This is a genomic window from Bradyrhizobium sp. MI1.4 (assembly GCF_055811315.1).
The window spans coordinates 1-20,079 of record NZ_JBVVPP010000008.1 but is presented as its reverse complement, the minus strand read 5'-3'; the positions used below and the strand labels follow the sequence as shown (position 1 = coordinate 20,079).

The window sequence follows — 20,079 nt, the reverse complement described above, 5'->3', positions numbered from 1 at the left end:
AGCTAGCTGAGCGCCGCGTCGACGGCGCGCTTGGCCATGACCGTGACGAGATGTGCACGGTAGTCGGCTTCGGCGTGGACATCGGAGGTGAGACCGTCGGTGTCGATCCTGATCGCCGCGATCGCGGACGGATCGAAATTTCGCGACAGTGCTTCTTCCATCGGGGGAACGCGGAATACGCCGGAGCCCGCGCCGGTCACGGCCACGCGAACACCATCGGCGAATTTCGCGACGAACACGCCGACCAGCGCATAGCGCGACGCCGGCGCCTTGAACTTGGCGTAGCCCGCCCTGAGCGGCACGGGAAAGCGGATCGCCGTGATGATCTCGCCAGGTTCAAGCGCGGTCTCGAACAGACCACGGAAGAACCCGTCGGCCGCGATCTCGCGCGTGCTGGTGACGACGGTCGCGCCCAATCCGAGCACACCTGCCGGATAATCGGCCGACGGATCGTTGTTCGCGACGGAGCCACCGATAGTGCCGCGGATGCGTACGGCGGGATCGCCGATCATCGAGGCCAGCGCGGCGAGACCCGGGATCTTCGTCTGCACCAGCTCCGAGGCTGCTACCATGCCATGTGGCGTCATTGCACCGATGGTGATGGTGCCGCCGTCGTTGGTGATGCCCTTCAGATCTCCGAGCCTCGACAGGTCGACTAGGGCTGGCGGACTGGCGAGCCGCTGCTTCAGCGTCGGGATCAGCGTCATGCCGCCGGCGAGGAGCTTGCTGTCTTCGATCGAGGTCAGCAGTTTGGCAGCGTCGGGAATCCGGTCCGGCTGGTGATAGGCAAACGGCTTCATTGTCATCCTCCCTATTCCGCAGCGACCGGCAGCGACGCGTTCTGCAGCAGGCGCCAGATCCGGTTCGGCGTTGCCGGCATGTCGACATGGGTGACGCCGAGATGCGACAGCGCATCGACCACCGCGTTGATGACGGCGGCCGGCGAACCGATGGTGCCGACCTCGCCGCAGCCCTTCACGCCCATCGGCGTGTGCGTACACAGCGTCGAATGGGTCGCGATGTTCATCATCGGCATGTGGTCGGCGCGCGGCATGCAATAGTCCATCAGCGAGCCCGATAGCAGCTGGCCCGAGCCCTCGTCATAGACCGCGTTCTCGTACAGCGCCTGACCGACGCCCTGCACGATGCCGCCGTGCAACTGGCCCTCCACGATCATCGGGTTGATGACAGTGCCGACGTCGTCCACCGCGGTGTAATTGACCAGCGTCACCGTGCCGGTCTCCGGGTCGATCTCGACCTCGGCAATGTGGCAGCCGCCGGGATAGGTGAAGTTGACGGGATCATAATAAGCCTGCTCTTCGAGCCCCGGCTCCAGCACTTCGAGCGGATAGTCGTGCGGCACGTAGGCGGCGCCCGCGATCTCCTCGAACGTCCTCATGCGGTCGGTGCCCGCGACCGAGAATTTTCCGGCCTCGAACTGGATATCCACTTCGGCCGCTTCAAGCAGATGCGCCGCGATCTTCTTGCCTTTCGCGACCACCTTGTCCGTCGCCTTCGACAGCGCCGCGCCGCCGACCACCAGCGATCGCGAGCCATAGGTACCCATGCCAAACTGCACGCGATCGGTATCGCCGAACACGATGTCGACATTGTCAAAAGCGACGCCGAGTTTTTCCGAGACGATCTGCGCGAACGTCGTCTCGTGGCCCTGGCCGTGATTATGCGTGCCGATCATCACCGTGACCTGGCCGGTCGGATGCACCCGCACCGTGGCACTCTCATAAAGCCCGCCACGCGCGCCCAATCGTCCCGCGAAGCGCGACGGCGCGAGGCCGCAGGCCTCGACATAGGTCGAGTAGCCGAGCCCGCGGAATTTGCCCCTGCGCGCCGACTCCGCCTTGCGGATACCGAAATTCTTGACGTCGGCCGCGACAAGAGCGCCGTCGAGACACCCCATCGGATCGCCGGAATCGTACTGCACCAGCACCGGCGTCTGGTACGGATAAGCCTCCTTTGGGATCATGTTGCGTCGGCGGATCTCGACGCGGTCGATGCCCATCTCGCTGGCTGCGACGTCGACGATGCGCTCCAACACGAAAGTCGCCTCGGGCCGGCCTGCGCCGCGATAGGCGTCGACCGGAACGGTGTTGGTGAACACCACCTTCACGTTGCAGTAGATTGCCGGCGTGGTGTAGACGCCACCGAGCAACGGTCCGTAGAGATTGGTCGGGATGTTCGGTCCGAAGGTCGAGAGATAGCCGCCCATATTGGCGAGCGTGTTGACACGGAAGGCCAGAAACGTTCCGGTCTCGTCCAGTGCGAGTTCGGCCTCGGTGACGTGATCGCGGCCGTGGCGATCGGAGACGTAGCCTTCCGACCGGCTCGCGACCCATTTGATCGGCCGCATCACGCGCTTGGCGGCCCAGGTGATCACGGCCTCTTCGCCGTAGTGGAACTGCTTGACGCCGAAGCCGCCGCCGACATCGGGCGCGACCACGCGCAGCTTGTGCTGCGGAATGTTCAGCACCAGCGCGCCCATCAAGAAGCGCACGACATGCGGGAACTGGCTGGTGGTCCACAGCGTGAAGCGATCCGTGCCGGGCTCGTATTCGGCGATCGCCGCGCGCGGCTCCATCGGGTTGCCGATCAACCGGTTGTTGACGAGGCTGAGCTTTGCGACATGGGCCGCCTTCCGGAAGGCGGTCTCGACCGCGGCCTTGTCGCCGAGCTCCCAATCGCAACAGATGTTGTTCGGAACGTCGTCGAACAGTTGCGGCGCGCCGGGCCGCACGGCTTCGAGCACGCCGACCACCGAGGGCAGCACCTCGTAATCGACTGTCAGCAGCTCGGCTGCCGCGCCGGCCTGCGCCGGCGTCTCCGCGACGACGAAAGCCACCATGTCGCCGACGAAGCGCACCTTGCCCTGCGCCAGCATCGGGAACGGCGGCTCTTTCATCGGCACGCCCTTAGCATCCGAGATACCCCAGCCGCAGGGCAGCGAGCCCAGCTTGTCGGCGGCGGCATCCTCGCCGGTCAGCACCGCGATGACGCCGGGCGATGCCAGGGCCGCACTCTTGTCGATGCCGCGCAGGATCGCGTGTCCGTGCGGCGAGCGCACGAACACACCCGCCGTCATGCCCGGACGCTTGATGTCGGAGACGTAACTGCCGCGTCCGGTGAGGAAGCGCTGGTCCTCTTTCCGTTTAGGTGAAGCGCCGATCCCGATCACATGGCCCATGGTCACTCTCCCTTGGCCGCGTTCATGGCGGCGGCGCCTGCCATGACCGAGATGACGATGTTCTGATAGCCGGTGCAGCGGCAGATATTGCCTTCGAGGCCGTGACGGACGTCGGCCTCCGTCAGGTTCGGCTTCTCGGCCGCGAGCGCCACCGCCGTCATCAGCATGCCGGGTGTGCAAAAGCCGCATTGCAGACCGTGATGCTCGCGAAATGCCTCTTGCATCGGATGCAGCCGGTTCGAACCCGGCACACCTTGCAGGCCCTCGATGGTGAGCAGCGTCGCACCGTCGAGCGCGGGCGCAAGCAGCGTACAGCTCTTCACCGGCAGGCCGTCGAGGTGCACGACACAGGCGCCGCACTGGCTGGTGTCACAGCCGATATGGGTGCCGGTGAGGTTGAGCCGCTCGCGCAGCAGCTCGGCGACCAGCGTCGCCGGTTCGACATCCACAGTTGTCGGCCGTCCGTTGAGTGTGAAGGATATCTGCACGATCATACTCCTGTGCGCGACGGGTCTTTAGGCGAGTGGAAGCGCGCTGCCGGTGGCCCATGTGGCCATCACGACATCGCCGACGGTGAAGGGATCCGCGAAGAAAGTCTTTTCCGGCACGTAGGCCACGAACGCGTCGTCCGGCACGGTGTCGAGCATGACCTTGACGAAATAGCCCTGGTATTCGATCGCGAGCACGCGACTCGGCAGCGAGGTGGAGCAGCCCGGCGGCAGCGCCCTGCCCGGCCGGACCAGCGCGACATCGTCGCGGCGCACGGCGATGTCGATCTTGTCGCCGACGCTGACCGTGGACCGCGCCTGAAGCGGGACCTCGATGCCATCAGGCGCGGCCTGTGCGAGCGTAAAGGTCGAACCGTTGACCTTCTCGACCCGTCCCGACAGCACGTTCTGCCCGCCCATGAACTCGGCGACGTAACGATCATGCGGATGGGCGTAGACATCGCGTGCCGCGCCCGCCTGCTTGATTCTGCCTTGCTCCATCACCACCACCAGATCGGCAAGCGCGATCGCCTCGAGCTGGGTGTGGGTCACGTGGACGAAGGTGATGCCGAGCTCCTGCTGCATTCGCCTGAGCTCCTGACGCATCTGCACGCGGAGCTGTTCGTCGAGCGCGGACAGCGGCTCGTCGAGCAACAGGACCCTCGGCTCGGTGATCGCGGCACGCGCCAGCGCCACGCGCTGCTGCTGGCCGCCGGAGAGCTGCGCTGGAAGGCGGTCGGCGAATTGCGTCAGATGCACCTTCTCGATCATGGCATCGGCTGCGCGGAGGCGATCGGCCTTCGACATGCCGCGCACGCGGAGCGCAAAGGCGATGTTCTCGCGCACGGTGAGATGCGGGAACAACGCGTAGGACTGAAACATCATCGCGGTGCGCCGCTGCACCGGCGCGAGCCCGACGACGTTCTGGCCGCCGATCACGATCTCGCCGGCGGTCGGGTCCTCGTGGCCGGCGATCATGCGCAGTATCGTGGTCTTGCCGCAGCCGGAGGGGCCGATGAAGCAGCAATAGGCGCCGTCGGCGATCTTGAGGTTGACGCCGTCGACCACATTGCCGACTCCGTCAAAGCTCTTGCAGACGCCCGCCAGTTCGATATCGCCGCGATCGCTCTTCATTTCCCAGCTCAACCCTTTGTGCTGCTGCCGCGCTTCTTCTGGATCAGCACGATGCTGCCCAGGCTCGCGCCGATGACAATGAAGGAGACGATGGTAGTCACGGTGCCGAGCGCATAGAGCGAAGGCGAGGTGACGTTTAGCGTCATGCTCCAGATCTCCAGCGGCAGCGTGTTGAGCGAGCCCGCGGTCTGGAGGCTGCGGGCGAACTCGTCGTAGGAGAGCGTGAAGCCGAACAGCGCGACCGCCACCAGGCCGGGTGCCAGCACCGGGATCATCACCAGCCGGATCGACTGCCAACGGCTGGCGCCGAGGTCGTAGGCCGCCTCCTCCCAGACGTGGTTGAAGCGCGACATCACCGCGAACATCACGAGCACGCCGAACGGCAGCGTCCATGACAGTTGCGCGCCGAGCGCCGAGGTGTACCAGCTCGCATTGAGGCCGAGGGCCTGGAACAACAGACCGGTACCGAGGCCGAGCACGAGTCCCGGTGCGACCAGGCTGCCGATCATCATGTAGAACACGACGGTGTCGCCGCGAAAGCGCTTGCGAAAACCGAGCCCGGCCAGGAACGACACCACCACTGTGATGATAGTGACGATGATCGCGAGCTTGATCGAACGATCGAACGAGCCCTTGACGTCGCCGGTCCGCACTTGGGTGAAGAGATCGACGAACCAGTGCAGCGAAGTGCCCTTCATCGGGAACACGAGGCCGCCACGGATGTCCTGGAACGACAGGACGTAGATACAGAACATCGGGCCGTACAGCGCAATCACATAGAACGCGAACAGTGTCGCCAGAACATAGAACGTCCACGGCCGACCGCCCTTGCTCGGCGCAATCGCCTTTGTCACCGGCGCGATCGCCTTTGACACATCAGCCTTGGGCATGTCGGCGAGAACCGCACTCATCGCGTGATCTCCTGCCTGATGTCGACCGTGCGCAGGATCAGCGAGACGATCGCGACCAGCACCAGCGTCAGCAATACTGCGCTCGCCGCCGCGGTCGGATATTGCAGCACGCCGACATCCTCGTAGAAGGCGCTGACCACAGAGGCCGAGCCGCCGCCGGACATCACCTTGACCACGAAGAAATCGCCCATCACGATCGAGACGACGAAGATGGTGCCGAGGGCGATGCCGCTCTTGGACATCGGCACCACGATCAGCCGCATGATGTCGAAACGACTGGCGCCGGCATCGATCGCGGCCTCGATCAGCTTCTTGTCGATCCGTGCCATGGAATTGAAGATCGGCACGATCATGAAAATGGTGAGCTGATGGACATAGGCGATGACCACCGCAAGGTCGGAGAACAGCAGCACCTCAACGGGCTGGCGGATCACACCGAGTCCCAGCAGCGCCTGGTTGATCAGGCCTTCCTTGCCGAGCAGCGGAATCCAGGAAATCATCCGGATGATGTTCGAGGTCCAGAACGGCACCGTGCAGAGCAGGAACAGGCCAATCGCCAGTAGTTGGTTGCGGACGTGGAAAACCAGGAAGTATGCGACGAAGAAGCCGATGATCAGCGTGAGGATCCAGGTCAGCAACGTGAACTTGATCGTCGCCAGATACAGCTTCAGCGTCAGCGCCGAATGCAGCACCTCGACATAGCTTGCGAGCGTGAAGCCCGGCGTCAGCCCGCCGAAGCCGTCGGTGGCGAAGAAGCTCGCGGCCAGCACGACCAGGATCGGCGCCACGAAGAACGGTACAAGCACCAGCACGAGCGGCGACACGTAGAGCCAGCCGGCGAGATTTGCGCGTGGTGGGGTTTGAGCTGGACTAAGACTTGGCTGCATGTCGGCAAACGCCTCGAAGTCGGTCATTTGGCACCGGCGCATCGCCGCGCCGGCGCTTCGTTCACGTCAGGGAAAGCAGGTTTCAGGCCACCTTGAAGTCGTTCCAGCGCTTGTTCATGTAGGCGGCTTCGTCCATCAGCGTGTTCCAGCAGGAGATGTTCTTGACGCGGTCGAGGAACGAGCCGCCGTCACGCTTGGTGCCGCTCTTCTCCATCGGCACGCCATAGGGGTCGTTGACCACCTCGGGCGCGGGCTGGCCCTCGTACCAGAACGCCCATTCGGCCGCCGTGAGGAATTTCTTCGCAGTCGAGGGGACCGGGCTGTAATAGCCGTAGCGCGCGACGAAACCGCCCTGCCAGCCCGACAGATACCAGTTGAGATATTCGTAGGCCGCGTCCAGCTTCTTGCCGGAGAGATGTTTCATCAGGCCCATGCCGTTGCACCAGCCGCGATAGCCTTCCTTTCCGTTCTTGATGTTGACCGGCGCGTAGACGCAGGGGATTTCCTTCACGCGTACCGCGGCAACCGCCGGCGACCACATCGACTGGATGACCACTTCGCCCGCCGCCATCAGCTGCACCGACTGGTCGAAGGTGGTCCAGGTCGCGCGGAACTGGCCCTGCTTCTTGAGCTCGATCAGCTTGTTGCAGGTGAAGTCGATCTCCTCCTTGGTCATGTTGCCTTTGTTTCCGTACTTGATCAGCCCGGCGCTTTCGAAGCAGAGCGCGGCGTCCATGATGCCGATCGCGGGCACGTCGAGGATCGCGGCCTTGCCTTTGAATTTAGGATCGATCAGATCCTTCCATTCCGTGACTTCATGGCCGACGAGGTCGGGACGATAGCCGATGGAGTCGGCGTTGTAGACCTGCGGCAGGAAGGTCGCCCATTCGGTCACGCCGTCGTTCAAATCGGTCGAATCGGGCTTGGCGATATACATGGCCTCGTAGGGCGAGATGCCCTGGCGCGGGATCTTGTGGCCGTCGATCTCGCCCTTGGTGAAGATCGGCAGGATGTTGTCGAACTCCTTGACCTTCTTGACCTCGATGCCCTGGATCACGCCGCGCTTGGCAGCGAGCTTGGCCTGCCAGCCCTCGAGATCGGCGATATCGACCGTATTTGGCTGGCTTATGAAGCGGTTGATGGCGGCGGAAGTGTCGAGGTTCTGCATCGTCACCTTGAAGCCGAGATCCTTGGCCGCCTGGTCGCCGATTGCCTTCACCACCGAATAGGACACGCCGACATGGCGCAGCTCGACATCCTTGATCTCCTGCGCCCAGATGGTCGGGAATCCGCGGATCGCGTCCGATCCTGCAGCCGCGCCGGCCACCGCCGCGGCGCCCTTCAACAGCGTGCGCCTGCTCAGCTTTTTCGCAGACTTGTCGCTCGTCCCCGCCGGATTGGCAGTGGATGTCCCCTTGTCCCTGTCAAGCATGGCAACCCTCGTTGGCTACAATGAACGTGCGCACCGGTCGCCATTGACCGGCTGCGGATGTGATCAATTGCGAGGGAGGCTATGGGCGGGAGGTCGTGAAGTAAAATTGGAAGTAAAAATTCGCTGCATAAACGCGGCTAATGATTCGCCCCGCTGCACCGGCTTTTGGCAACGCGCATAAGATGAAGGCGGCCCTTAGGACTTGAGCGAGTCCCGCGCGGTCTCCGGCGCTATCAACGTTGCGATGATGGTGATGACCGACAGTGCGATGATATACACCGACACCGGCCAGTACGAGGCGGCCCATGCAAGCAGTGCCGTCGCAATCAGCGGCGAGAAGCCGCCACTGAGCGCGGCGGCAACGTTGGCTCCCAGCGATGCGCCGCTATAGCGCACCTGGGTACGGAACAGCTCCGGCATGAAGGCCGCCTTCGGCCCGAACAACAGCGCATGCGTCAGTGTCATCGTCACGACGAGCGCGAGCGTGATCAGCGCCGGCTCCCTGGTGTCGAGGAACCAGAACAACGGAAACGCCAGCGCCACCGAAAACACGCCGCCGGCGAGATACAGCGCCTTGCGACCGAAGATGTCGGACAGCCAGCCGGCGAGCGGCAGCGTCGCGAGCTCGACGAGCGCGCCATAGACCACCGCGTTGAGGATCACCTGCCGCGGAAGGCCGAGCTGCGTCGTGGCATAGACCACGGTGAAAACAGTGAGGAGATAAGCGAGCCCGACTTCGGACACCGTGATGCCGATCGCCAGCAGGAAGCTGCGCCAGTCGCGGCGCAGGACTTCCAGCACCGGCTGCGCCAGCACCTCCTTGCGCTCGAGCACCTCCTTGAAGTGCGGCGTCTCCGCGAGTTTCAGCCGCACGATGAAGCCGACACCGACGAGCAGGATGCTGATCAGAAACGGCACGCGCCAGCCCCAGCTCAGGAAGTCCGCTTCGGGCAGCTGCGTCATCAGACCGAAAATGCCGGTGGACGCGGCGACGCCGACGGGGAAGCCGATCTGCACCAGACTGCCGTAAAAGCCGCGGCGGTTGCCGGCGTGCTCGGCCACCATGACCACCGCGCCGCTCCACTCCCCACCGAGCCCGATGCCCTGGACGAAGCGCAAAATGACGAGGAAGATTGGCGCCCAGACGCCGATCTGGCTGTAGGTCGGCAGGCAACCGATCAGGAACGTGCCCAGTCCCATCGCGAACATGGTCGCGACCAGCATCTTCTTGCGGCCGAGCCGGTCGCCGTGATGCCCGATGATCGCACCGCCGATCGGCCGCGCGACAAAGCCGACCGCATAGGTCGAGAACGCCGCCAGCGTGCCGACCATGGGATCGAAACTCGGGAAGAACAGCTTGTTCAGCACGAGCGCCGCCGCCGTGCCGTAGATCAGGAAGTCGTACCACTCGATCGCGGTGCCGAGCGCGGCTGCCCACACCACATGCGCCGTCGTCGATTTCTCCGCCGCAGCGGAGACTCCCGATGTTGCCGTCATTGCCATCCGCCCCAAGATTCCTGGGCGACATGATGGCCAATCGTTGTGGCGGTTGCAACTTGCGGGAGTGTTAGTTCTCCCAAGATCAGAATGCGAGATTTTCGCGCCACTGCCTCCTCACTGTCGTCCCGGCGAAGGCCGGGACCCATAATCACAGGGAGGAGTTTGGCAAAGACCGGCGCCCCGGTACTGCGACCGCCCGACTTCGAGAGATCACGCGGTATGGGTCCCGGCCTTCGCCAAGACGACGCGGATCCTTTATTCTCCATTGACAAACTTATTTGCTAATATCTAACTTGCTGCCACAATAGCCGGCCGGGCCAAGCGCGCCCATAAACGAGAGGGAACGACGATGAGAGGGTTTTTGGCCTGCGCCATGCTCGCGGCCATGACTTCGGCTGCCATGACCACCGTTGCGAACGCGCAAATCTCCGACGACGCCGTGCGGATCGGCGTGCTGACGGATCTGTCGAGCTGGGGCCGCGACAACAGCGGGCCGGGCTCCGTGGAGGCCGCGAAAATGGCCTTGGAGGAATTCGGGCCCACCGTGCTCGGCAAGCCGATCGAGATCATCAGCGCCGATCACCAGATGAAGACCGACGTTGGCGTGCAGATTGTGCGCGGCTGGTTCGACAACGGCAAGGTCGATGCCGTCGTCGACATCCCCAATTCCGGCATCGCGATCGCCGTCCACAATATGGTGCGCGAGCGCAACAAGATTGTGCTGCTCTCCGGGCCCGGCGCGAGTTCGCTGACCGACGAGCTTTGCAGCCCGAACACCGTGCACTTCACCTACGATACCTACGCGCTGTCGAAGGTGACGGCCTCCGCCGTGATCAAGGAAGGCGGAAAATCCTGGTACTTCATCACCGCCGACTACGCCTTCGGGCAGCAGCTCGAGAAGGATGCCACGCGCTTCATCAACGAGATGGGCGGCAAGGTTTTGGGCGGCGTGAAGCACCCCACCAATACGGCCGATTTCTCGTCCTTTGCACTCCAGGCGCAAAGCTCGAAATCGGACGTCGTCGCTTTCGCCAATGCGGGCCAGGACACCGACAATGCCATCAAGCAGTCCGGCGAGTTCGGCCTGGTGCAGGGTGGCCAGAAGCTGGTCGGCCTCCTGATGTTCGACACCGATGTCCACGCGATCGGCCTCAAATCCGCGCAGGGTACCTACATGACCACGGCCTCGTACTGGAACATGGACGAGGCGACCCGCGCATGGTCGCGGAAATTCTACGAGCGCACCAAGGTGATGCCGACCATGATTCAGACCGGCGTCTACGGCTCGGTGCTGCATTATCTCAAGGCCATCAAGGCCGCCGGCACCGATGATCCCGCCAAGGCCATGGCCAAGATGCGCGAGCTGCCGATCGAGGATACATTCGTTCATGGCGGACGCTTGCGCGAGGACGGCCGCGTCATTCGCGACATGTATCTCGCCAAGGTGAAAACACCCGAGCAGTCCAAGGAACCGTGGGATTATTTGGAGATCATCAAGACGGTGAAGGGCGAGGACGCCTTCCGCCCGGTCTCCGAGTCGAAATGTCCGTTGCTCAAGAAGTGAGGCCTGCATGACCGGCAACGAGCGCAACGAGACTTACGAGTGCGATGTGCTCGTGGCCGGATCGGGCTGCTCCGGCATGTCGGCCGCCATCACCGCGCGCTATCGCGGCCTCGACGTGCTGATCGTCGAGAAGGAGCCGCGCTTCGGAGGCACCACCGCCCGCTCCGGCGGCTGGCTCTGGATTCCCGGTACCTCGCTGGCCAAGGCCTACGGCATCGAGGAGACACCGGAGCAGGCGCGGACTTACCTGCGGCACGAAGCCGGCAACAACTTTGACGCCGCGCGCGTCGATGCATTCCTGAGCGCCGGGCCCGAGGCGATCGATTTTTTCACCAGCAAGACGGCGCTCCGTTTCGACATGCCGCTGGTGTTCCCGGACTACCACGCCGAGGCGCCCGGCGGCGCCCAGGGTGGTCGTTCGATGGTGGCGCGCCCGTTCGACGGCCGCGAACTCGGCGACCAGATCAAGACCCTCGGCATGCCCCTGCCCGAGCTGACCGTATTCGGCATGATGCTCGGATCCGGCAAAGACATCGTCCATTTCATGCGCGCGACGAAGTCCCTAAGCTCGGCGGTCTATGTCGCAAAGCGCCTGTCGCGGCATCTGATGGACGTACTGCGCTATGGCCGCGGCATGACGCTGACCAACGGCAATGCGCTCGCCGGGCGCCTGGCAAAATCGGCCCAGGACCTGAAGATACCGATGTGGCTGTCCTCGCCGGTGCGCGAGCTCACTGTCGAGAACGGCACTGTCACGGGCGCCATTGTCGCCCGCGACGGACGCGACGTCCGCATTCGTGCGAGACAAGGCGTCGTGCTCGCCTGCGGCGGTTTCCCGCATGATGTCGAACGGCGCAAGAAGATGTTCCCGCACGCGCCGACCGGGAACGAGCATTTTTCGCCGGGACCGACCGGCAACACCGGCGATGGGCTGCGGCTCGCAGAACGCGCCGGCGGACATGTCGAGGACAGGCTGCCGAACGCGGCAGCCTGGGTCCCGGTCTCGGTCACCAAGCGCAAGGACGGCTCACACGGCGTGATGCCGCATTTCATCGACCGCGCCAAACCCGGCGTGATCGCGGTGATGCGTGACGGCAAGCGCTTTGCCAACGAGGGCAATTCCTATCACGACTTCGTCCAGGCCATGGTCAAGGCGGCGAAACCCGGCGAGGAGATCGCGGCGTACCTGATCTGCGATCACCAGACCCTGCGCAAATACGGCCTCGGCTGCGTGCCGCCGTTCCCGATGCCGCTGGGTCATCACCTCAAGACGGGATATCTCATGCGCGGCGAGACACTGGAGGCACTCGCGGCAAAAGCGGGTATCGATGCCAGCGCGTTTACCGAGACCGTCAAGCAGTTCAATGCGACCGCACCACAGGGACACGACGCCGCCTTCGGCAAGGGCTCAAAGGCCTATAACCGCTACCAGGGCGATGCGCTGCACGGCCCGAACCCCTGCGTCGCACCGATCGAGAACGGCCCGTTCTACGCCATCAAGATGGTGGTCGGCGATCTCGGCACCTATGCCGGCATCGTCACCGACGAGAACGCGCGGGCGCTCGATGCGGAGGGACGGGTGATTCCCGGGCTCTATGCCGCCGGCAACGACATGGCGAGCATCATGGGCGGCAATTATCCGGGCGCCGGCATCACGCTTGGGCCGGCGCTGACCTTCGGCTACATTGCCGGCCGTCATCTCGCCGACAGCGCCGCCAAGCGCAACGCGGCGTAAGCCACGCCAGGAGGCGCATGAAAAGAGAGAGCCGCGGCATCCAGTCGATCGAGGTCGGCGGAGAATTGCTCCGCGCGCTTGCAAGATGCGGCGAGCCGATGATGCTGCGCGATCTCGCGCGCGAGGCCGGCATGACGCCGGCCAAAGCGCATCCCTATCTCGCCAGCTTCTCCCGCATCGGCCTGATCGAGCAGGACGAGACCACCGGCCGTTACGAGATCGGCGCGCTGGCGCTGGAGCTCGGCCTGATCAGCCTGCGCCGACTGTCCGGCGTACGCATCGCAGGACCGAAGATCGCGGCGCTCGCAAGCCAGATCGGGCATGCGGTCTCGCTCGCGGTCTGGGGCACGCACGGCCCGACCGTGGTGCAGCTCGAAGAACCCGGCCAGCCCGTTCACATCGTGATGCGCGCCGGTTCGGTGATGGCGCTGCTGGAGACGGCCACGGGCCGCGCCTTTGCGGCCTTCCTGCCGGAGAAGACGATCAACGCCGCGCTCGAAAGCGGCCTCGATCGTCATGGCGTCGGCTATAATCCGAAGCGCGCCGTGAAAGGCGCGAAGGTCACTGAGATGCTCACAGAGGTCCGCAAGCACGGCCTCGCCCGCGCGCTCGGCGACCCCCTGCCCGGCGTCAACGCATTCTCTGCGCCGGTGTTCGATCATTCCGGCCATGTCGCGCTGGTAATCACCGCGATGGGGCCGGAAGGCACTTTTGACGCGCGCTGGGACAGCCCGATCGCCCATGCGCTACGCGATTGCGCGGGCGGCATTTCGAAACGACTGGGTCACGGGATGACGGCTGCGGCGGAGTGATCTACTTCACCGGCACCGTGTAATTCAGAATCAACCGCCCACCATCTGGATAGATCGTCTGCCCCGTGATGTAGGACGCATCGTCACTCGCAAGAAACGCGACGACGGAGGCAACTTCGCTCGGCTCGCCGCCACGGCCGGCCGGCGTGCGTGACATCACGGTCTTGCGGGCATCTTCCGAGGTGTAGATGGACGATGCCACCATGTCGGTCAGAATCGTGCCCGGCCCGACCGCGACGACACGAATATTGTGCGGAGCGAGTGCGACGGCAGCGACCGAGGTGAGCTGCTTCATGCCGCCCTTGGACATGGCGTAGGTCGCAAGCGCCGGGATTGCCAGCAGTGCATTGACCGAGGACATGTTGATGATGACCCCGCCGCCGCCTTGCGCGATCATCTGCTTCGCCGCCGCCTGCACGCCGAAGAACGCGCCCTTCAGGTTGATGCCGATGATTTCATCGAATTCTTCTTCGGAGATCTCCAGGAGGTCCCGGTTGCGAGCGACGCCGGCATTGTTGACCATGATATCGAGCCGGCCGAACTCTTTTGCGGCAGTTGCGACCAGCTGGTCGACATCGGCACGCTTTGCGACATTGCCGACGACAGTGCGCAAGGCATCCGGTCGCGCGAGTTCGGCGGCCGTCGCGGCCAAGCCCTCGGCATCGACATCCGAGATGACGACCTTGACGCCGTCGTCCAGGAATCGCTTTGCGCAAGCCTTGCCGATACCGCGCGCCGCGCCGGTGATGGCGGCGACCTTGCCGGATAGTTTCATGGTCTCACTCCAGAGTAGCTGCTCCGATAGCAGACTGTCGCCGGGCGAGAAACCCGGCTCAGACCGACGCGAAGCTAAGATGAGCACGGAACCGGTTCTTGATAAAGACGGCATCGCGCGAGGGTAGCGAGCGCGGCGGATTTTCGGCCAGAACCTTGATGACAAAAAGGCGCGGGCCATCGGCCGGCTCGTCGAGCTGCGTCGCCAGACGTTCCACCTCCTCGAGCGTCCGCACGGTCCCGGTCGCGGCAAAGCCGCAGGCCACAGCGATCGCAGTGAGATCGACGCCGCGCCCGGTGTGGCTGGCCTGCATACCGGTCTCGCCAAAATGCTGGTTGTCGATCACGACGATGTCGAGATTGCGCGGGCGCGCGACGCCGATGGTGGCGATGCCGCCGAGGCCCATCAATTGCTCGCCATCCCCGGTCAAAGCGAGGACGCGCTTTCCCGGCTGGGCTTGCGCGAGGCCAAGCCCGATCAGCGCGGCGCCGCCCATGGCGCCCCAGAGATAGAAATTGCCGTCATGGTCGCCGACCGAATGAAGATCATAGGTCGGCGAGCCGAGGCCGGACACGACCAGCGTGTCCTTGCGATTCTTCAGGAGCGCGGCGACGGCGGCGCGGCGGTCGAGCTGAGCTTGCATTGGCATCACCACTTCTTCTTGCCGATCAGGCGTTGCCCGATCAGCACCGCGATCTGCTGATCGGAATCGTAGGCGAGCGCTGCGGCCGATTCCACGGTCTCGACCAGATCCTCCGCCGTCTCCGCGCGCATCACCTTCAAACCAATCGCTTCCAGCGAGGGCTGCGTCGCACGGCTCATCGGCACCTGCCAGGGATTGAACTCGGCCCATTCGCCGCGCATCGTCACCAGCATCAGCAGTGGAAATCGTCCGATCGCCGACAGCGACAGCATGTTGATGCAATTGCCGACCCCGCTCGACTGCATCAAGAGCACGCTACGCTGGCCGCCGAGCCAGGCGCCTGCGGCGATGGCGACGCCCTCCTCTTCCGTCGTCAGCACGTTGGTGGTGACGTCGCGGTCGGCGGAGAACAGGCGGATGAGCTGGCTGTGACCGGCATCGGGAACGTAGAACATCTGCCGCACGTCGGCGGCTTTCAGGATGCGGTAGAGCTCGGACGGCCAATCGTCTGCGCGCGTGTCGGGATTGGATTGAAGGCTGTGCACCGCTGGTCTCCGTGGATTTCGAGAGGCACTCTAGCGATGTTCAGGCGCCAAAGCTCTGACCGTCTGGCGCGATCAGGTATCGAGGGATTGTATAGCTGCCTCTTCCGCTGCCGGTGGGACAGCGCACGATGCGCATGGCTGCGCCCTCTCCCCTTGCGGGAGAGGACATCACCGCTGACAGATACAAACTCATTTGGGTGAGGGGTATCTCTCCGCGAACTCATCCGCATCCATATGCGCGGAGAGATATCCTCATCCGGCGCTTCGCGCCACCTTCTCCCGCACGGGGAGAAGGAAGAGGAGTCATAGACAACTTCTCGACCTCTAGCCAAACTGGCGCGGCCGCAGCCCGGCATGAAACCAGGTGATCATGGAATAGATATCGTAGACGGGCAGTCCGACCTCGGCCTGAAGCGCCGCTGCATAAGGCGGCATGTTGGTGCATTCCAGCACGATCGCGCCGACATCCGGGTTCCTGGCGATCAGCTCCTTGCCGGCCTCGACCACATCACGTTCGGCCTGCGCAATGTCCATGTCCTCCTTCTCGGCCTTGATCAAGACGCGGAAGAATTCCTTGCCGTGCTCGGTGCCGACCAGCGGCGTATCGAGCGGCACGCCGGCGCCTGCGAGATGGGCCGGCGTCAAGGTCGAACCGGATACCGTGACGAGGCCAACGCGCTTGCCCGGCGGCAAGGTCGCCTGCACCCACGGCACCTGCATCAGTGACGAGGTCGCAACGGGAACGCCGACCGCGGCCGCGATCTCCTTCTGGAACAGCGAGAGGAAGCCGCAATTGGTGGTGATGGCCTCGGCCCCGAGCCGCACCAGGTCCTTTGCCGCGTCGATGAAATCAGGCAGCAGACCGGCGGCGCCCTTCAATACCACCTTCTCGGGCGAAGCCCCGCTCACCACACGATAGAGCACGGGGAAGGGCCAGGTGGCGCCGTTGCCCATGTCGCCGGGAATGCGGGGAAAGCGCGCCTCCAGCATCAGGATGCCGAGCGGCGCTCCATAGATGGCCTTGCCGCCGCGGGCTATTCGGGGGGACGAGTTGGCTGGAGCGGTCATGATGCGATCTCAGAGAAAACGATCGGGCGAAAACGGTGCGAGCGGAATTTCCGGCGGCTTGCCGCTCAGAAGCTGGGCGACGAGACGACCGGTGCGGGCCGAGCCGACCAGGCCGATATGGCCGTGGCCGAAGGCATAGACGATGTCACGCGAGGCCCGCGCGTAACCGATGCAGGGACGTCCGTCCGGCATGCTCGGCCGATGGCCGAACCAGGTCTTGATACGCGAAGCCGGAATGTCCGTGGGCAGTTTCGGGAACATGCTGACGAGATGGTTGCGCAGGATCTCGGCGCGCTTCCAGTTCGGTGCGGCCTCGAGGCCGGCGATCTCGACCGTGCCGGCGGCGCGCAAACCCTTGTCGGTCCAGTTCACCACCATCTTCGCATCCGAGGCCATCATCGAGCTGCGCGGCCCCGATTCCGGATTCTCGATCATGACGTGATAGCCGCGCTCGGTCTCAAGCGGCAGCGGATCGCCGATGGACGCCGTGAGCCGCTTCGAATGCGCACCGGCGGCAATCACCGCGGCATCGCACGCAATCTCGCCGGTCTCGGTCAGGACAGCCACGAGCTTGTTGCCGGATAGCTTCAGCCCAATTGCCTTGGCCCGCACGAGCTTGGCGCCGCTTGCTAGGGCATGTTGCGCGAGCGCCGCGACATAGGCACCGGGATCGCGGCAGCGCCCGGCCTCCTCCACCACCACGCCAAAAGTGTAGCGCGGATGCAAATCGGGCTCGCGTTGACGCATCTCGTCGGACGAAAGCTCAAGCCATTCGACGCCGACGCGCTTGCGCACGCGCCAACCGAGATCGTTGTCGAAATTGCCGCGTGACGGGAAGACATGCATCACGCCGTTACGCTCGATCAATTCAGGGACGCCCGCCTCCTCCGCGAGCTTCCTGTGCAACTGCGGCGCGTCCTTCAGGAGGCCGCGCAGCGCGAAGGCCGTCGTCTCGACCCGCGCCTCGGTCCAGCCCGAGAGCAGATATTTGACCAGCCAGGGCAGCGCCTTCGGCAGATAAGACCAGCGGATCGCGAGCGGCCCGAGCGGGTCCACCAGATAACCCGGCACCTTCTTCCAGACACCGGGCTCGGCCGGCGGGATTACCGAATGCGAAGAGAGCCAGCCGGCATTGCCGTAGCTCGCCGCCTGTTCGCCACCGGGCTCGCCGGCGTCGATCAGCGTGACGCGATATCCCTCGCGCAGCGCCTCGATGGCGCTGATCACGCCGACCGCGCCGGCACCGATGATGGCGACGTGGCGGCCCTCCGACATCGCTTAAGCCTTCACCGCAGGGGCGAAGTCCTTGCCGACCGACATCGCGCGCGGATCGATGATGCAGTGGAGGATCGACGGCTTGCCCGAGGCGAGCGCACGCTCGAACGCCGGCGCGAACTCTTCGGTGCGCTCGACGCGCTCGCCATGGCCGCCGAACGCTTTTGCGTACATCGCAAAATCCGGGTTCTTGAGCTGGGTGCCGACCACGCGTCCCGGATAGTCGCGCTCCTGGTGCATGCGGATGGTGCCGTATTGCGCATTGTCGACGATGATGACGACGAGCGGCGCATCGTATTGCACGGCAGTCGCGAATTCCTGCCCGTTCATCAGGAAGCAGCCGTCGCCAGCGAACGCGATAACGGTGCGATCCGGATATTGCCGTTTCGCGAGCACCGCCGCCGGCACGCCATATCCCATCGAGCCCGAGGTCGGCGCGAGCTGGGCGGCAAAGCTGTGGAAGCGATGATGGCGATGGATCCAGCCGGCGTAGTTGCCGGCGCCGTTGCAGACGATCGCGTCCTTGGGCAGGCGATCGCGCAGCCAGGTCATGACCTGGCCGTACTGGAACGTGCCCGGCAGCTCGCGCGCCTTTTCGGTCCAGGCGAGATAGTCGGCATGCGCCTTGGCGGCCTCGCCCTTCCAGGCAACGGCGCCTGCCGGCTTCAGCGTCTCGACCGCGGCCGCGAAGGCGGCGGGCGTGGCCTGGATCGCGAGCTCAGGCTGATAGATGCGGCCGAGCTCTTCCGAGCCGGGATGAACGTGGATCAGCTTCTGCCGCGGGGTCGGAATGTCGAGCAGCGTGTAGGATGAGGACGGCATTTCCGACATGCGGCCGCCGATCAGCAAAATGACGTCGGCGTGGTCGATGCGCGCCTTCAGGCCCGGGCTCGGCCCGATGCCGAGATCGCCGGCATAATGCGAGTGATCGGCGTCGATCAGCGAGGCCCGGCGGAACGAGGTCGCGACCGGCAGGTCGAACCGCTCGGCAAAGCGCGCGATGCTCCGGGTCGCTTCATCCGTCCAGCGCGAGCCGCCAAGAATGACGAGCGGCGCCTTGGCGCTCGCAAGCATGGCGCCGACGCGCTCGATATCGGCAGGCGCCGGCCAGCTCACCGCCGGCTCGATGCGCATGGCGTCCGCAACGGCTGCGGTCTCGGTCAGCATGTTCTCGGGCAGCGAGATCACCACGGGACCGGGGCGGCCCTGCATGGCGACGCGGAAAGCGCGCGCGACCAACTCCGGAATCCGGTCGGGACGATCGATCTCGACCGCCCATTTCGCCATGGTGCCGAACACCGCCTTGTAGTCGAGTTCCTGAAACGCCTCGCGCTCGCGCATGCCGGTGTCGACCTGACCGACGAACAGGATCATTGGCGTGGAATCCTGCATCGCGATGTGGACGCCGTGGCTCGCATTGGTGGCGCCGGGGCCGCGGGTGACGAAGCAGACGCCGGGACGCCCGGTGAGCTTGCCATAGGCTTCCGCCATCATCGCCGCACCGCCTTCGGCGCGGCAGATCATGACGTCGATCGGGCTGTCGTGCAGCGCGTCCAGCGCCGCCAGATAGCTCTCGCCCGGCACGCAGGTGACGCGCTCGACGCCCTGGGCGACGAGCTGATCGATCAGGATCTGGCCCCCGGTGCGGGCGTTGCGAATGGTCATGACGGCTCCCTCAAGGCTTTGGCGATGCGTTTCGCAGCTTCGCGAAATTTTGCTCGGAGCTGGCGTAGGACAGGCCGACAGGGCGCGCAAGATCGAAAGGCTCCTCGCACCCTGCGCAGGCGTCATGCCCGCCCCTGCTGGTTGCACTGCAGCCCATGTCGCAGCCGCTTGCCGGACGAGAGGTGGCGAGCTTCGACGCCTTCGTTGACGACCTGGCCGAACCAGATCGGTGCCCTATTCGACCGCGACCTCAGCGAGGCCGACGTGCCGGCAAACAGCAGGGCACAGATCGTGGAGATGATTTTGGCGTGGCTGGCGGCGAAAGCGTGAGACGGCGAGGTTCGTGCCAAGCATTCGGTGTCGTGGGGGGGGGGACCCGGCCACCCGCGGGTGTGGGGGGGGCGCGGAGAAAAAAAAAACCACCAGTTATTTGGGGGGCGCCGCGC

18 protein-coding genes are annotated in these 20,079 nt (G+C 64.6%); 3 read left to right on the top strand and 15 right to left on the bottom strand.

Going from position 1 to position 20,079, the window contains the following annotated elements; translation table 11 throughout:
- Positions 1-2 precede the first annotated feature (2 nt).
- From AC0L23_RS11735 to AC0L23_RS11700, 8 genes are all read right to left on the bottom strand, one after another.
- Positions 3-800, bottom strand: a complete 798-nt coding sequence (locus AC0L23_RS11735; protein ID WP_473356996.1) for an FAD binding domain-containing protein — start codon at positions 798-800, stop codon at positions 3-5.
- A gap of 11 nt (positions 801-811) precedes the next feature.
- Positions 812-3,199 carry a xanthine dehydrogenase family protein molybdopterin-binding subunit gene (locus AC0L23_RS11730; protein ID WP_085395709.1) on the bottom strand — a complete coding sequence of 796 codons (2,388 nt, stop codon included), beginning with the start codon at positions 3,197-3,199 and terminating at the stop codon, positions 812-814.
- 2 nt (positions 3,200-3,201) lie between these two features.
- A complete protein-coding gene (locus AC0L23_RS11725; RefSeq protein ID WP_473350984.1) occupies positions 3,202-3,690 on the bottom strand; it encodes a (2Fe-2S)-binding protein in 489 nt (162 codons plus the stop codon).
- Positions 3,691-3,714: 24 nt separating this feature from the next.
- Positions 3,715-4,821, bottom strand: coding sequence for an ABC transporter ATP-binding protein (locus AC0L23_RS11720; protein ID WP_085395710.1), 1,107 nt, complete (start codon positions 4,819-4,821; stop codon positions 3,715-3,717).
- Positions 4,822-4,829: 8 nt separating this feature from the next.
- Entirely contained in the window at positions 4,830-5,732 is a 903-nt protein-coding gene (locus tag AC0L23_RS11715; RefSeq protein WP_018454025.1) for an ABC transporter permease, read from the bottom strand.
- Positions 5,729-6,646 carry an ABC transporter permease gene (locus tag AC0L23_RS11710; protein WP_085351925.1) on the bottom strand — a complete coding sequence of 306 codons (918 nt, stop codon included), beginning with the start codon at positions 6,644-6,646 and terminating at the stop codon, positions 5,729-5,731. Before AC0L23_RS11710 ends, AC0L23_RS11715 begins: the two co-directional genes overlap by 4 nt.
- A 55-nt stretch (positions 6,647-6,701) precedes the next feature.
- A complete protein-coding gene (locus AC0L23_RS11705) occupies positions 6,702-8,051 on the bottom strand; it encodes an ABC transporter substrate-binding protein (protein ID WP_085361516.1) in 1,350 nt (449 codons plus the stop codon).
- Between the two features lie 195 nt (positions 8,052-8,246).
- Positions 8,247-9,548, bottom strand: coding sequence for an MFS transporter (locus AC0L23_RS11700; protein WP_085361543.1), 1,302 nt, complete (start codon positions 9,546-9,548; stop codon positions 8,247-8,249).
- 352 nt (positions 9,549-9,900) lie between these two features.
- Here AC0L23_RS11700 and AC0L23_RS11695 point away from each other — a divergent pair, with 352 nt between their 5' ends.
- Genes AC0L23_RS11695 through AC0L23_RS11685 form a run of 3 tightly spaced genes read left to right on the top strand, consistent with a single transcriptional unit; the run spans position 9,901 to position 13,662 of the window.
- The gene (locus AC0L23_RS11695) at positions 9,901-11,115 is read left to right on the top strand and encodes an ABC transporter substrate-binding protein (RefSeq protein ID WP_473356995.1); all 1,215 of its coding nucleotides are present in this window, start codon (positions 9,901-9,903) and stop codon (positions 11,113-11,115) included.
- A 7-nt stretch (positions 11,116-11,122) separates the two neighbouring features.
- A complete protein-coding gene (locus AC0L23_RS11690) occupies positions 11,123-12,850 on the top strand; it encodes an FAD-dependent oxidoreductase (RefSeq protein ID WP_085361517.1) in 1,728 nt (575 codons plus the stop codon).
- 17 nt (positions 12,851-12,867) lie between these two features.
- Positions 12,868-13,662, top strand: a complete 795-nt coding sequence (locus AC0L23_RS11685) for an IclR family transcriptional regulator (protein WP_085361518.1) — start codon at positions 12,868-12,870, stop codon at positions 13,660-13,662.
- Between the two features lies 1 nt (position 13,663).
- On the opposite strand, the gene AC0L23_RS11680 is transcribed toward AC0L23_RS11685, so the two are convergent.
- The 7 genes from AC0L23_RS11680 to AC0L23_RS11650 all read right to left on the bottom strand — a co-directional run.
- Positions 13,664-14,437 carry an SDR family NAD(P)-dependent oxidoreductase gene (locus AC0L23_RS11680; protein WP_085351929.1) on the bottom strand — a complete coding sequence of 258 codons (774 nt, stop codon included), beginning with the start codon at positions 14,435-14,437 and terminating at the stop codon, positions 13,664-13,666.
- Between the two features lie 58 nt (positions 14,438-14,495).
- A complete protein-coding gene (locus AC0L23_RS11675) occupies positions 14,496-15,086 on the bottom strand; it encodes a thiamine pyrophosphate-dependent enzyme (RefSeq protein ID WP_143273367.1) in 591 nt (196 codons plus the stop codon).
- Positions 15,086-15,625: a thiamine pyrophosphate-binding protein gene (locus tag AC0L23_RS11670; protein ID WP_085351930.1), complete on the bottom strand. Its 540-nt coding sequence runs from the start codon at positions 15,623-15,625 to the stop codon at positions 15,086-15,088. Before AC0L23_RS11670 ends, AC0L23_RS11675 begins: the two co-directional genes overlap by 1 nt.
- Before the next feature lie 324 nt (positions 15,626-15,949).
- Positions 15,950-16,693 carry an aspartate/glutamate racemase family protein gene (locus tag AC0L23_RS11665; RefSeq protein WP_473356994.1) on the bottom strand — a complete coding sequence of 248 codons (744 nt, stop codon included), beginning with the start codon at positions 16,691-16,693 and terminating at the stop codon, positions 15,950-15,952.
- Between the two features lie 9 nt (positions 16,694-16,702).
- A complete protein-coding gene (locus AC0L23_RS11660) occupies positions 16,703-17,968 on the bottom strand; it encodes an NAD(P)/FAD-dependent oxidoreductase (protein ID WP_085351932.1) in 1,266 nt (421 codons plus the stop codon).
- A 3-nt stretch (positions 17,969-17,971) separates the two neighbouring features.
- Positions 17,972-19,633 (bottom strand): thiamine pyrophosphate-binding protein, encoded by a 1,662-nt coding sequence (locus AC0L23_RS11655; RefSeq protein ID WP_085351933.1) that lies wholly within the window; start codon positions 19,631-19,633, stop codon positions 17,972-17,974.
- 122 nt (positions 19,634-19,755) lie between these two features.
- On the bottom strand, positions 19,756-20,079 hold a 324-nt coding region (locus AC0L23_RS11650), incomplete at its 5' end, for a hypothetical protein (RefSeq protein WP_473356993.1).